The organism is Paraburkholderia sp. GAS33, from assembly GCF_050436645.1.
GTDB lineage: Bacteria > Pseudomonadota > Gammaproteobacteria > Burkholderiales > Burkholderiaceae > Paraburkholderia > Paraburkholderia phenazinium_B.
The window spans coordinates 286306-298968 of record NZ_JBNDMP010000003.1; the positions used below are offsets into that span (position 1 = coordinate 286306).

The window sequence follows — 12663 nt, forward strand, 5'->3', positions numbered from 1 at the left end:
CTGTTTTAAGTGTCCTACGCTTTCACTGTCCTGACATGATTACTGCAACGTAAACTTAAGCACGCGTTTCGCCGCTTTAGCGATACCGTTGCGCGTAATTCATTCGCAAGCTCCACCACACGAATTCTCCCTGTTGAAGATGACGATTTTGGATTTGCTTCGAATCTTCAGCACAGAACTCCTTAAGCGATTGAGAAAGTACGGAAAGCTTTATGTTGGCTTACGCCTGCGCGCTCAAATGAATCACCACGTTCCGCCAAGCGCCTTGACCAGCAACACGCTTGCATCCATCTGTCGACGCTCGAGGTCGACAGCAGTTCGCTCGTTCGCCAACGCCGTGCTCTGTGCGGTGACAACCTCCAGATAGCCTACGGTTCCGATCCTGTATTGGTCTAACTCAAGCTGCAGGGTCTTTTGGGCCGACGCGACAGCTTCATCCTGCTTACCGGCCTCCTGCTGCAAGATGCGTAGTGACGCCAGGTTGTCTTCGACCTCCTGGAAGGCAGTCAACACGGTCTGACGGTAGTCGGCCGCGCTCGCATCGTATTGCGCCTGAGCCTTCTCGGTCATCGCACGACGCCGGCCGCCGTCGAACAACGTGCCGACCAGCGCCGGCCCAACAGCCCACATGCGCGACGGTGCCGTGAGCCAGTTGGTAAGCGTCGAACTCTCGATGCCGCCAGTGGCCGATAGCACCAGATCGGGGAAGAACGCGGATTCAGCAACGCCGATCTGGTCGTTGGCCGCTGCGACACGCCGCTCCGCGGCGGCGATATCGGGGCGGCGCTGCAGCAGCTCGGAAGGCAGTCCGACAGGAATCGTCGGCGGTGTGAAATTCGCCGCAGCCGGCGGCAGACTGAACGTCGACGCCGGTACGCCGGTCAGCGTGGCGATCGCGTGCTCGTACTGCGCGCGGGCAACACCGAGGTCGATATCCTGTGCCTCGGTCGCCTGCAGTTGCGTCTCGGCCTGGGTGACGTCCGCCTGCGACGATACGCCGACCGCGAAGCGGCTTTTAGTCAGATCGAGCGTCTGGCGATAGTCCGCAATGGTCTGGTCGAGCAACTGCTTCGACGCGTCGAGTCCGCGCAAATTGAAGTAGTCGACGGCGAGTTCGGCGTGCACGCCGAGCCGCACGCTCTCGAGATCAGCGGCGCTCGCTTGCGCGCCGGCCCGCGCGGCATCGTTTTCGTGCGCGATTCTGCCCCACAGGTCGGGCTCCCAGCTCGCATCGAGCGCAACGTCGTAGTCGCCGAATGTCCTGCCGGCCGTCTGCTGGTGGCCGATCACGTTGTCCGAATCGTGCAGGCTGCTCGCGCTTGTCCCCGCACCGATCGTCGGCAGGTAAGCAGCGTGAGCGGATTCGACCATCGCGCGTGCTTCCTGCAGTTGCGCGACGGCTTTCTGGATCGTCTGGTTCGACACGCTTACACGTGTTTCGAGTGTGTTCAATTGAGGATCGCTGAAGCGTGTCCACCATGCGCCGCGTGCCTCGTTATCGGCTGGCGTCGCTTGGGTCCAACCTGGAGTCGCTTGCGCCGGTGCTGTGGCGGTTTGGCTGGCACGAGTTGAGACCGCACCGCTGCTGGGGTCTGGCGTGCCGGCGTTTTCCTTATACGCTGCAGGAACGACCACCGAGGGACGCACGTAGTCCGGACCGATCGAGCAGCCTGCCATGCCCAGCACACTCGCCGCGCAGATAGCACCGAGCAGCCGCGAGCGAAGCCCACGCAGTCGCGTAAGGTCGAGCGATACCGGCATCATGACTGGCCCCCTGTGCCATGCGAGGGCGCCGCCGATGAGCCGGTACCGCTGCTGGAATTGGCGCTAGAAGAAACCCGCACGGCCTGGCCATTGGTAATCGAGTCGGACGGATTAAGGATCACCCGGTCGGTCGCTGCGAGCCCTGAGGCCACTTCTATACGCGTGCCAAAATCGCGACCGGGTTTGATGGTCTTCAGTAGTACGTGATGTTGCTCGTCGACGGTGGCCACCTGCAAACCCTCCGGCCGATACAGCAGCGTGTTCACCGGCAGCGACAAGCCCGGCTGGGCGGCCTTCAGCGACAGATGCACTTGCCCATACGAACCCGGCAGCACCGCGCCATTCGCGTTGGGCACGTCAACTTCGATACGCAGCGTGCGCGTGACGGCATTGATCGCCCCCGCATTGCGCGCCACCGTTCCGGGCAGGCAACGCCCAGGGATCTGCGAGACTTCGAGGCAGGCCGACGTGCCGTCGAGCGATGTGCCGGCGTCGTTCTGCGGCACATCGGCGTACACACGCAGCACGCCAGTTTGCGCCAGATCGAACATCTCTTTGGCGGGGCCGCCAGCGCTGCCCGCGTCGATCAACGCGCCGACATCGATATTGCGCGCCGTAATCACGCCGTCAAACGGCGCATAAACCTTCTCATAAGATTGCAACTGCGCGAGGCGGGCCACGTTCGATTGCGCCGCAAGCAGCGCCGCATGCTTCGCCTGTGCGTCGCTGTCTTTCATGTCCGTATCCTGTTGCGAGACCGCGTGTGTCTGCACCAGTTGCTGCCAGCGCGTCGCGCTCAACTGCGCAAACTGATCGTTCGCCTGCGCCTGTTGTTCATCGGCGCGTGCCTGGCGCAGCGCGGCGTCCACCTCGGGCGCATCGATCGTGGCCAGCAGTTGCCCGGCTTTCACATGGGTGCCGATATCTGCGTACCAGGCCTTCAGATAACCGTCGGTGCGCGCGAAAATCGGCGTCTGCTGATACGCCTCGATATCGCCCGGCAACACCAGCGTCTGGTCGGGCGGCGCGACGGTGGGCAGCGTAACCTGCACCGTGGGTACCGCGAGCGCGGCGGTCTGCGCTTGCAACGCGGCGCGCGCATTGAGCCGCGGCACGATGCCCACGGCAAGCGCAACGGCAAAGCCGGCTACGAGCAAAACGACACGCACGGCGCCGCGCCGGTGCTGAGGCGCACGCCGGCTGTCCGGTGCGGACTGGGGGGTTTGAGTGGACATGCGGCGTACTCCGGTCAATTCAAGTCAGATCAGGTTCTGGACATTCGGCAGCGGACCCAGGCAAGGTGCGGAGCCGTTCATTTGAGAAGATCTAGTTCGGCTTGCGTCATGCCGCGTGGCTCGCGTTTCGCGAGCCAGCCGTGCACCAGCGAAAAGACGACCGGCAGGAACATCAGCGTCGCGATCGTGCCGATCATCAGGCCGCCGATCACGGCGCGGCCGAGCGGCGCGTTCTGTTCACCACCGTCGCCCATGCCGAGCGCCATCGGCACCATGCCGATCATCATCGCGAGCGCCGTCATCAGCACTGGACGAAAGCGCCCCGCGCCCGCCGCCAGTGCCGCCTGCAACGGCGCCATGCCCTGCGCCAGCCGCTCGCGTGCAAAGCTCACCACCAGAATGCTGTTGGCCGTCGCCACGCCGATACACATCATGGCGCCCGTCAACGCGGGCACGCTCAGCGTGGTGTGCGTGAGGAACAGCATCCAGACGATGCCCGCCATCGCACCCGGCAAACCGCAGACGATCACGAGCGGATCGATCCACGACTGGAAATTGATCACCATCAGCAGATACACGAGCAGCACTGCGAAGGCGATGCCCGTTGCGAGGCCGCTGAACGAGCTCTCCATGGTCTGAACCTGACCGCGAATCACCACGCGCGCACCGCGCGGCAAGTTCGCTTTGGCGGCATCCACAATGCGCGTAACGTCCGATGCCACGCCACCCAGGTCGCGTCCCTGCACCGAGCCGTAGATATCGATCACCGGTTGCACGTTGTAGTGCGTCACCACGGCTTGCTGCGTCGCGCGCGAGAACGTGCCGAGTGTGCCCAGAATCCCGTTGACCTCGCCTGCGTTGCTGCCTGAGCCGCCGGTGCCCGGCGTGAACATCGAACTAAGCGGAATATTGGCCAACGCCTGCAGCGAATTGATGTCGTACTGCGGCACCTCCGTCGTTACCGGATAGCTCACACCGTTTTGCGGGTTGAGCCAGAAGTTCGGCGACGTTTGCGAACTGCCAGACAACGCAATCAACAGGCTGCGCGCGACGTCCTGCTGCTGCAGTCCCGCCTGCAGCGCCTTGGTGCGGTCCACATCCACGTTGATCGCGGGCTCGTCGTCCGGTTGCTGGATGCGCAAATCGACGAGTCCTTTAACGTTGCGAAGTTTGTTCAGCAACGTGTCGGCAAACGCGCGGTTGTCGTCGAGGTTGTTGCCCACCACCTGAATGTCGATCGGCGCCGGCAGTCCAAAGTTGAGGATCTGACTCACCATATCTGCCGGCAGAAACGAAAACGTCACTGAGGGAAACTGCTCACCAAGCGACTGCCGCAGCTTCGCCACATACTGCGCGGTCGGCTTGTGTTTCGCGTTCAGCGTGATCAGGATGTCGGCATCGGCGCTGCCGATCGGCGCGGAACTGCTATACGAGAGGTTGATGCCGCTGGTTGGCAGGCCAATGTTGTCGACGATGGTCATCAGCTCGTTTGCGGGAATCACCGTGCGGATGCTGTTCTCGATTTCGTCGGCAAGACGCGCGGTCTGTTCGATACGTGTGCCGGTCTTCGCGCGCATATGCAAGCGAATTTGCCCCGAGTCGATTTGCGGAAAGAAGTCGCGGCCAAGGAACGGCAGCAGCGCAAGCGAGCCGATACACACCATCAGAAAACCCGCGATAAAGCGGCGTGGGGCAGCAAGTGCTGCCTCCAGCAGCCGCTCGTAGCGGCCGCGCAGCGCTTCGAAGCGCCGTTCGAAGCTTTGCTGGAAGCGCACCAGGCGGTTCGCGGGTCGTCCGTGCTGCGTGTCCTCGTCACCCGGCTGATGCGCGCCGCGCAGCAGATACATCGCCAACGTCGGCACCAGCGTGCGCGACAGAAAGTACGATGCGAGCATCGCGAACACTACGGCTTCGGCGAGGGGCGTGAACAGATACCGGGCCACGCCGGATAAAAGCAGCATCGGCACGAAGACGATGCAGATCGACAACGTCGAGATCAAGGTCGGCACGGCGATCTCGCCTGATCCTTCCAGAATCGCCTGCAATAACGGCTGCCCCTGCTCAATGTGATGCGTCATGTTCTCGATTGCAACCGTCGCATCGTCGACCAGAATGCCCACCGCCAACGCCAGGCCGCCGAGCGTCATGATGTTGATGGTCTGGCCGAGCACCGACAACATGATCAGCGACGAGATCATCGCCAGCGGAATCGAGATCGCGATGATCAACGTGGCCCGCCAACTGCCGAGAAACAACAGGATCATCAGCGCCGTCAGGCCGGCAGCAATCAGACCTTCGCGTATCACACCCTGTACCGCCGACTTGACGAACACCGACTCGTCCGTGACGGTCTGGATATCGAGCGCCTTTGGCATCTGCGAGCGGATCCGCGGCAGCAGGCTCTTGATGTTGGCAATGATATCGAGCGTCGAGACACTGCCGCTCTTTTCCACCTCGAGCAACGCGGCGCGCTTGCCGTCATGACGCACGATATTGGTCTGCGGCGCATAACCATCGCGCACGGTTGCGACGTCGTGCACATACGTTACCGTACCATCGGGTTGCGTGCGGATGGGAATGTTGTTCAGTTGCGCTACCGAAAGCGCCGCACCGTTCATGTTCACGTTGTATTCGAACGTGCCGATCTTCGCCGTGCCACCCGGCAACGCCAGGTTCTGTGCGTTGACTGCATTGACCACGTCGGTGGGCGTCACGTGGTGGGACTGCATCGCCTGTGGATCGATATCCACCATGATCTGGCGCACCTTGCCGCCGTACGGAATCGGTACGGCGGCGCCCTGCACCGTCGCCAGTTGCGTGCGAATAAAATTGTTGCCGAGGTCATAAAGCGTCTGTTCCGGCAGGGTCTTGCTCGACAGTGCGAGTTCCATGATCGGCACAGTCGACGCGTTGAACGTCAGCACCATGGGCGGCAACGTGCCGGGCGGCATGACCTTCAGCAACGACTGCGCGCTCACCGACGCTTCCGTCTCTGCTCGCGTGATGTCGGCACCGGGATGGAAGAAGACCTTGACGACGGCCACGCCGTTGAGCGACTGCGATTCGATGTGCTCGATATCGCCGACGTCCGAGGTCAGCGCGCGTTCGTACGGCGCGACGATGCGGTGCGCCATATCCTCAGACGTCAACCCGCTGTAGCTCCACACGACGCTGATTACGGGGATGTCAATGTTCGGAAAAATATCGACGGGCGTACGCAGGATCATCAGTGGTCCGATGATCACGAGCAGCAGCGCCAGCACAATAAACGTGTACGGGCGGCGGAGAGCGATTTTGACGATCCACATGAGAAGACGACGCCTGAAGGGGAGCAATAGACGCAGTCTAGGGAGCAGGGTTTTGCGTCGGGATTGCGCCTGGATGACAAACTCGTAATGAACTTCGGGCCGCCGCGCGGGTATCATCGAAACCATCCGCTGGGCGCAACCTGGCGGCAAACCGCGAGCAACCCGATGGAAGGCGACTGCGATGAGAGTCCTCGTAATCGAAGACGAACCGAAGGCCGGCGACTACCTCAAGAAGGGCCTGGAGGAGTCGGGCTTTGTGGTGGACGTGGCACGTAACGGTGTCGACGGCCTGCATCTCGCGCTGGAAGAGTCTCATGACGTGATCGTGCTCGATGTGATGTTGCCGGGCATGGACGGCTGGCAAGTGCTGCAACAATTGCGCGGCCGCAAGGACACGCCGGTTCTGTTTCTGACGGCGCGCGACGAGATCGAAGACCGCGTGCGTGGCCTTGAGCTAGGCGCCGACGACTATCTGATCAAACCGTTCGCCTTCGTCGAGCTGCTCGCACGGGTACGCACGCTGGCACGGCGTGGCCAGGCTCGCGAGAGCGACACGCTGACGATCGGCGACCTCGAGATCAACGCGAGCCAGCGCAAGGTACGACGTGCGGGCCAGCGCATCGACCTGACGCCGCGCGAGTTTGCGTTGCTGCATCTGCTTGCGCGGCGCAGCGGCGAAGTATTAAGCCGCACGCAAATCGCTTCATATGTGTGGGACATGAACTTCGATAGCGACACGAATGTTGTCGATGTGGCGATCCGCCGCCTGCGTTCGAAGATCGACGATGACTATCCGGTCAAGCTGGTGCATACCGTGCGCGGCGTCGGTTACGTGCTCGAAGTGAAGGACGCATGATGCAACGGCTCTCGTTGACTGCGAGGCTGGCTGCCTGGTTTGCGCTGATCACCGTGCTGGTCTTCGGCGTCGGCGGTGGTGTGCTGTATCAGGCGCTAGCAAAGCAGATTCGCGCCCAGGACGACTTCGACCTGGTGCTGACGGCCCGGCATCTGCGGCGCCTTGCAGCCGAGCTGGATTCACCGCAGGGCATCAAACTGCATGAGTCCAGGCTCGATAGCCTAGTGCTCGGCAATCAGGCTTTCTTCCTCAGAATGCAGGACTCGAGTGGTCGCGTCCTGCTCGAACGTAATCCCTCGCACTTTGCGATCGACGATCTGAAGGAAGTGAAACCGTTGAACCGGATTCTCGAGCATGACGTGCAGGAATGGCATACCCCCGATGGCCTGACAATGCGCGGCGTTGCCACGGATATCGCGCTGGCCGACGGTTCGGTGGTCGATGCGGTAGTCGGACGCGAAATGAGCGATCGCGAAGCGTTACTTGCCCGCTACCGCAACACGGTCTACCTGACGACGCTGTGCGCACTCCTTGCCGCGGTTGTGCTCGGTTACGTCGCGGTACGCAACGCGTTGCGCCCGCTGCGTGACATTGCCGGCAGCGCTACCCACGTGACGGTGGGCAAACTCCATACGCGCCTGCCCTCCGGCAATGTGCCGCGCGAACTCGCGGCGCTGATCGATGCGCTGAATTCGATGCTCGCACGCCTCGAACTCGGCTTCCAGCGACTCTCGCAGTTCACGGCCGACCTCGCGCACGATCTGCGCACGCCGCTCGGCAACATGCGCGGTGCGAGCGAAGTAGCGCTTGCGCGCCCGCGCTCGACCGACGAATATCAGGCGTTGCTCGTATCGAATATCGAGGAATGCGAACGACTATCGCGAATGGTCGAAAACGTGCTGTTTCTCGCTCGCGCCGACAATCCGCAGTACGTGACGACGGCCGTGGATTTTCCGGTGCGCGACGAGCTGCTACGAGTGGCCGACTATTTCGAAGGCATAGCGGAGGATGCCGGCATTTCGATTGAGGTGACGGCGAGCGGCCAGTTGCATGCCGATGTCGATCTGTTTCGCCGCGCCGTCAGCAATCTGCTGGCGAACGCACTGCGTTATACGCCGCGTGGCGATACGTTAACGCTTTCGACAAGGGAGACCCCGGAGGGGATGATGGTCACGGTCGCCAATCCCGGCACGCCGATTCCTTCGGAACATCTTGGACGGCTGTTCGACCGCTTCTACCGCGTCGACGGATCGCGCAGCAATTCATCCGGCTCGACCGGACTAGGACTTGCAATCGTGCGGACCATCATGGAACTGCACGGCGGCAGTGCCACTGTCGAAAGCGACGCGGCGGCCACGCAGTTCCATTTGCACTTCCCGCGGCAGTGAGTGAGCGTTGCGCGCATTCTGGGTCAGTTAACCGCCATGTTGACGCGATTATCCAGATGACGGGCCTGATATTCGGCGCGATTTTGCGCGATCTCATGCGGCGTCGGCGGATAGTTGGTCTTCGACACGGGCATCGTTCCTTGCTGCTCGGCCTGGATCAGCTCCGCGCGGACCTCGGCGCGCGTCTTGCCAGTGTTGACTGAGGCCGCCGGTGGGGTCGTGGCGCCGGTGGCATACGTACTCTGCGCGAACGCTGATTGACCGAAAGGGATCAGCGACACAACGACTGCGGCAAGTGCGGCATATCGGGTAAGTTTCATGGAAGGCTCCTGAGGTGGGTTGTGCCGGATCGCGCCTGTATCGCTCCCGGCCCGTTTCACGTAGCAGCGAGGCTACGAACCCATTCTCGGGCGCCGCGGTTTGCGCCGAGGTGACGCGTTCATGACGGATTTGTAATTTCGCGCTCAGCCACGCGCATAAATCCGCTCACCGAAACTGTCAGGCCTCCGACCCCAACGTTGTTACGCAATGAGAGGGTCAGCTGTTGCCGTTGCGCAATGCGGGCGGCAATGGCGAGTCCCAGTCCGCTGCCCGTGCCCTTGGCATGCTCGCCGCGATAGAAGCGGTCAAGCACCCGCCCCAGGTCCTGCTCCGGAATGCCGGGGCCGTTGTCCACCACTTCAAGGCCGAGGCGCTCTGACGTGCGCGTGAGCACAACGTCGACCTTGCCCCCTTGAGGCGTGTAGCGGATGGCATTGTCGATCAGGTTATTCAGCAGTACACCCAACGCGTGCGGATCAGTTAGCACGTTGCACGCATCCTCGCGCGTGACCGGTTGCCGGAACTCGAGGCCCAGGTCAATCTGCTTTTCGTCGGCGAGCAGCGAGAAATCGCTGACCGCCTGTTCTCCAAGTCTGCGCAAACTGACGGATGCGCCAACGCTGGTAGACTGCGCGTCCTCGCGTGCGAGCGTCAGCAATTGCTGCACGAGCCGGATCATACGATTGAGTCGCCTATCGATTCGCTCGAGCGTTTGGCCATCGTCCTTCAACGTGCCGTTGTTCGAAGCGGCCTGCAACTGCAGTTTCAGCGCAGCAAGCGGGGAGCGAAGCTCGTGGGCAGCATCGGCGATAAACGCGCGCCGCGCCTCCGCCGCAACGTTCAGGCGGAGTAGCAAGTCGTTCAATGCCTCGACTAGCGGCCGGACTTCCACGGGTACCCTGCCGTCGAGACGCAGCGGTTCGAGTGAATCCAGCGAACGCGTTGCGAGAAGACGCGACAGTCCGCCGATTGGCGCAAGGCCCCACGCGACGACGAACAGCACCAACAGGATCGTCACGGGCACGAACACGCCCAGCGGCCACAACGTGTGCAGCGCAAGTTGCAATGCCAGCGCCTCCCGAACTGAGACCGGTTGCGCGACCTGGATGAAGCGATCGGCCTGTTGCAACCCGAATACGCGCCATTGACCTTCGCTGCGGTCGATGGTGCGAATACCGGCCGGCAGTCGCGTCAGGACAGCCGACTCTCGCGAGTGATAGACAAGCCTACCGTCCTTGTCCCATATCTCGATGAGAATACGGTCGTCCGAAATGCCTGCGGCCTCTTCGCCTTCCCTCTCGACCGTCTCCGCCGCTTCAACATTCGCGGGCAGCGACAACGCGACGGTACGCAGTTCATAGTCGAACAGTTCGCCGGCCTCGTCGCGGGCCGTATGAAAGATCGCCAATGCGGCAATCCCGGAAGCAGTGGCGAGACCGCAGATGAGCCAGCCGAGCAGCCAACGGCGGATCGACTTCATCCGAGCCTCTTCAGCCGATAGCCGACGCCGCGCACCGTCACGATCTGCTCTGTGCCAATCTTGCGCCGCAGGCTGTGCACGTGGACTTCGATCGTGTTGCTGCCCACTTCGTCGCCCCATCCATAGAGCTTGTCCTCGAGTTCCGCTCTGGTGAAGACGCGTGCAGGCTCTTCGATCAGCGCCTGCAGCAAGCCGAATTCGCGCGGCACCAGCGTCACTGGAGCGCCGCTTTTCCTCACTTCATGAGCGGCGGGGTCGAGAGTTAGATCACCGTGCGCATAGATCGGTTGCTTCTGTCCAGTGCGCCGGCGCAGCAACGCGCGTGCTCGCGCTGCCAGTTCGTCAAGATCGAAAGGCTTGATCAGGTAGTCGTCTGCGCCTGCGTCCAGACCGCGAATCCGGTCGGTCACCGCGTCGCGCGCGGTCAGGATGATGACGGGCGCCTCACCGCCTTGTCTGCGATAGCTGCTGAGTAAATCGATGCCGTTTTTCCCGGGCAAACCGAGGTCCAGCAGGACGAGGTCATATACGTCGTTACCTAGCGATAGCTCGGCGGCCCGTCCGTCCTGTGCCCAGTCGATTGCATAGCCCTCGCGCCGCATCGATTCGAGCACGGTCTCCGCAATCATTTCGTCGTCTTCCACCAGAAGCAGACGCATCGCGCCCCCTGCGTTGTCATCCTGGTGTCATTGTCGCGCATCTGGCCTTAGGTCTGCCTTAAGCCTTCGTTAAGCGTTCGTTCAATATCATCCACGTTCAACGGAGGAATGCGCGATGAAACCGGACGCTGTGAGTTTTGCGAGGCACGCTGTCAGCAAGGTTCCCGAAGTGACTTTGGGCTTCTGGGTGATCAAGGTCGCGGCCACCACGCTGGGAGAAACCGGCGGCGACTGGGTGTCGATGTCCCTGAATCTTGGCTACCTGATCGGCTCGGCAATCTTCCTCGTCCTGTTCATTGGCCTCGTTTGTGCGCAGGTAAAGGCGCAGGAATTTCGTCGCTTTCTGTACTGGGCGACCATCGTCGCTACGACGACGCTCGGCACGACCATGGCGGACTTCGCCGATCGCTCGCTCGGGGTCGGCTATCCAGGGGGCACCACAATCGTCGTGGTATTGCTGATTGCCAGTCTGGCGATATGGTATCGATCAGAGGGAACAGTCTCGGTCGAGAGCATCGTTACGGGCAAGGCAGAGTGGTTTTACTGGATCACGATCCTGTTCTCGCAGACCCTCGGAACGGCGCTTGGGGACTGGGTAGCGGGTGAAGACCGCGGTGGTCTCGGTATCGGATACGAATACGGAGCCATGCTCTTCGGCGCGGGACTGATCATCGTGATGGGCTTGTATTGCTGGACGCGTGTGTCCCGGACCGCGCTCTTCTGGGCCGCGTTTATCTTGACACGACCGCTAGGCGCAACGTTGGGGGACTTCCTCGATAAGCCTGTAGCGGAGGGTGGCCTTCACATTAGCCGGCTCTATGCGTCCGGGATTCTGCTGGCTTTTATCGTGGTGTGTATTGCGTTGATACCGCAGCGCTCGGCGAAGCGGAGTACGGCGGTGTAGGCATTCGTTCTCCTCAACCACACACTTGCTCGCAATCTCCTTTGCTGTGGACCGGACGCTCACAGCGAGATTTCAAGGTGAGGACTTACAGGATGGTGAGGAGTTCCAGGAGATAGCAGGGAGTGGTGAGGTTATACGGGATGGTATACCTATCGTCGCTTTGTCCAACACGGCGAGGTCGAAACTCGATCGTTCCGCAAACCCACCTCAAAACTTGTACTTCACCTGAAACCCAATGGTGAACGGCAGTTGATCGGATGGAATCGGTGGGATAAAAATCAGGTTCGCCCCTACCCGCTTGTAGTCGAACATTACGATCGGCGCCGCCACCGGTCCAACCGTGTGATTGCGGCCCAAGCCCCAGTTTCCATAGTTGTAGCCCGAGATAATGCCGCCGATCACCGCGAGTCTGACGAAGCCCCAATGCGCAAACTCCGGCGCCCACAGGCCGCCGCCATAGTACGAAGGGCGCCGCAGCGAGTTGCGAAAGCCACCTGCCGTTACCCCCCATTCGCCGTTGAACCAGCACTCGACGCCAAGGCCGGGATTGAACTCGTTGAAGTGGGTGCCGGGATCAGGATCGATGTGATACGAACCGAGCATCGCGTCAAACCATACTCCACCACCGCACCAGTCCGCCGCATGAGCGGTGGATGCCACCGCAAAACTGGCGACGAGCGCCACGAGCGAGCGCCGGATGTTGTTGCTGGTCTGCCGCAAATGCATATCTTCTCCGCCACCGGTCGAG

The 12663-nt window shown here is 61.7% G+C and carries 10 protein-coding genes; 3 read left to right on the top strand and 7 right to left on the bottom strand.

Features of this window, described 5'->3' with window-relative positions:
* Window positions 1-243: 243 nt before the first annotated feature.
* The 3 genes from P3T24_RS11505 to P3T24_RS11515 form a co-directional block, all read right to left on the bottom strand.
* Window positions 244-1764 carry an efflux transporter outer membrane subunit gene (locus P3T24_RS11505; RefSeq protein ID WP_429434642.1) on the bottom strand — a complete coding sequence of 507 codons (1521 nt, stop codon included), beginning with the start codon at window positions 1762-1764 and terminating at the stop codon, window positions 244-246.
* Complete coding sequence (locus P3T24_RS11510) at window positions 1761-2999, bottom strand: efflux RND transporter periplasmic adaptor subunit (RefSeq protein WP_429434645.1); 1239 nt, start codon at window positions 2997-2999, stop codon at window positions 1761-1763. The genes P3T24_RS11505 and P3T24_RS11510 overlap by 4 nt, the downstream gene beginning before the upstream one ends.
* Window positions 3000-3076: 77 nt before the next feature.
* A complete protein-coding gene (locus P3T24_RS11515) occupies window positions 3077-6307 on the bottom strand; it encodes an efflux RND transporter permease subunit (RefSeq protein WP_429435294.1) in 3231 nt (1076 codons plus the stop codon).
* Between the two features lie 181 nt (window positions 6308-6488).
* On the opposite strand from P3T24_RS11515, the gene P3T24_RS11520 reads away from it, so the two are divergent.
* Both P3T24_RS11520 and P3T24_RS11525 read left to right on the top strand, forming a co-directional pair.
* Window positions 6489-7163 (top strand): heavy metal response regulator transcription factor, encoded by a 675-nt coding sequence (locus tag P3T24_RS11520; RefSeq protein ID WP_074266746.1) that lies wholly within the window; start codon window positions 6489-6491, stop codon window positions 7161-7163.
* Complete coding sequence (locus P3T24_RS11525) at window positions 7160-8551, top strand: heavy metal sensor histidine kinase (RefSeq protein WP_429434647.1); 1392 nt, start codon at window positions 7160-7162, stop codon at window positions 8549-8551. The genes P3T24_RS11520 and P3T24_RS11525 overlap by 4 nt, the downstream gene beginning before the upstream one ends.
* A 23-nt stretch (window positions 8552-8574) precedes the next feature.
* Here P3T24_RS11525 and P3T24_RS11530 read toward each other — a convergent pair whose 3' ends face one another.
* The 3 genes from P3T24_RS11530 to P3T24_RS11540 all read right to left on the bottom strand — a co-directional run bounded on the left by P3T24_RS11530 (window position 8575) and on the right by P3T24_RS11540 (window position 11011).
* The gene (locus P3T24_RS11530) at window positions 8575-8871 is read right to left on the bottom strand and encodes a DUF4148 domain-containing protein (protein ID WP_429434650.1); all 297 of its coding nucleotides are present in this window, start codon (window positions 8869-8871) and stop codon (window positions 8575-8577) included.
* 119 nt (window positions 8872-8990) lie between these two features.
* Complete coding sequence (locus tag P3T24_RS11535; protein ID WP_429434653.1) at window positions 8991-10352, bottom strand: ATP-binding protein; 1362 nt, start codon at window positions 10350-10352, stop codon at window positions 8991-8993.
* Window positions 10349-11011: a response regulator gene (locus P3T24_RS11540; RefSeq protein ID WP_429289188.1), complete on the bottom strand. Its 663-nt coding sequence runs from the start codon at window positions 11009-11011 to the stop codon at window positions 10349-10351. The genes P3T24_RS11535 and P3T24_RS11540 overlap by 4 nt, the downstream gene beginning before the upstream one ends.
* A gap of 115 nt (window positions 11012-11126) precedes the next feature.
* On the opposite strand from P3T24_RS11540, the gene P3T24_RS11545 reads away from it, so the two are divergent.
* Window positions 11127-11915: a COG4705 family protein gene (locus P3T24_RS11545; protein ID WP_429434656.1), complete on the top strand. Its 789-nt coding sequence runs from the start codon at window positions 11127-11129 to the stop codon at window positions 11913-11915.
* A gap of 207 nt (window positions 11916-12122) precedes the next feature.
* On the opposite strand, the gene P3T24_RS11550 is transcribed toward P3T24_RS11545, so the two are convergent.
* Window positions 12123-12641 carry a hypothetical protein gene (locus P3T24_RS11550; RefSeq protein WP_074266893.1) on the bottom strand — a complete coding sequence of 173 codons (519 nt, stop codon included), beginning with the start codon at window positions 12639-12641 and terminating at the stop codon, window positions 12123-12125.
* Window positions 12642-12663 lie beyond the last annotated feature (22 nt).

Excerpts from the sequence above, each read along its gene's own strand:
- P3T24_RS11545 (WP_429434656.1), top strand. The coding sequence starts at position 11,127 with ATGAAACCGGACGCTGTGAGTTTTGCGAGGCACGCTGTCAGCAAGGTT.
- P3T24_RS11520 (WP_074266746.1), top strand. The coding sequence starts at position 6,489 with ATGAGAGTCCTCGTAATCGAAGACGAACCGAAGGCCGGCGACTACCTC.
- P3T24_RS11535 (WP_429434653.1), bottom strand. The coding sequence starts at position 10,352 with ATGAAGTCGATCCGCCGTTGGCTGCTCGGCTGGCTCATCTGCGGTCTC.
- P3T24_RS11510 (WP_429434645.1), bottom strand. The coding sequence starts at position 2,999 with ATGTCCACTCAAACCCCCCAGTCCGCACCGGACAGCCGGCGTGCGCCT.
- P3T24_RS11540 (WP_429289188.1), bottom strand. The coding sequence starts at position 11,011 with ATGCGTCTGCTTCTGGTGGAAGACGACGAAATGATTGCGGAGACCGTG.
- P3T24_RS11515 (WP_429435294.1), bottom strand. The coding sequence starts at position 6,307 with ATGTGGATCGTCAAAATCGCTCTCCGCCGCCCGTACACGTTTATTGTG.
- P3T24_RS11530 (WP_429434650.1), bottom strand. The coding sequence starts at position 8,871 with ATGAAACTTACCCGATATGCCGCACTTGCCGCAGTCGTTGTGTCGCTG.
- P3T24_RS11505 (WP_429434642.1), bottom strand. The coding sequence starts at position 1,764 with ATGATGCCGGTATCGCTCGACCTTACGCGACTGCGTGGGCTTCGCTCG.
- P3T24_RS11550 (WP_074266893.1), bottom strand. The coding sequence starts at position 12,641 with ATGCATTTGCGGCAGACCAGCAACAACATCCGGCGCTCGCTCGTGGCG.
- P3T24_RS11525 (WP_429434647.1), top strand. The coding sequence starts at position 7,160 with ATGATGCAACGGCTCTCGTTGACTGCGAGGCTGGCTGCCTGGTTTGCG.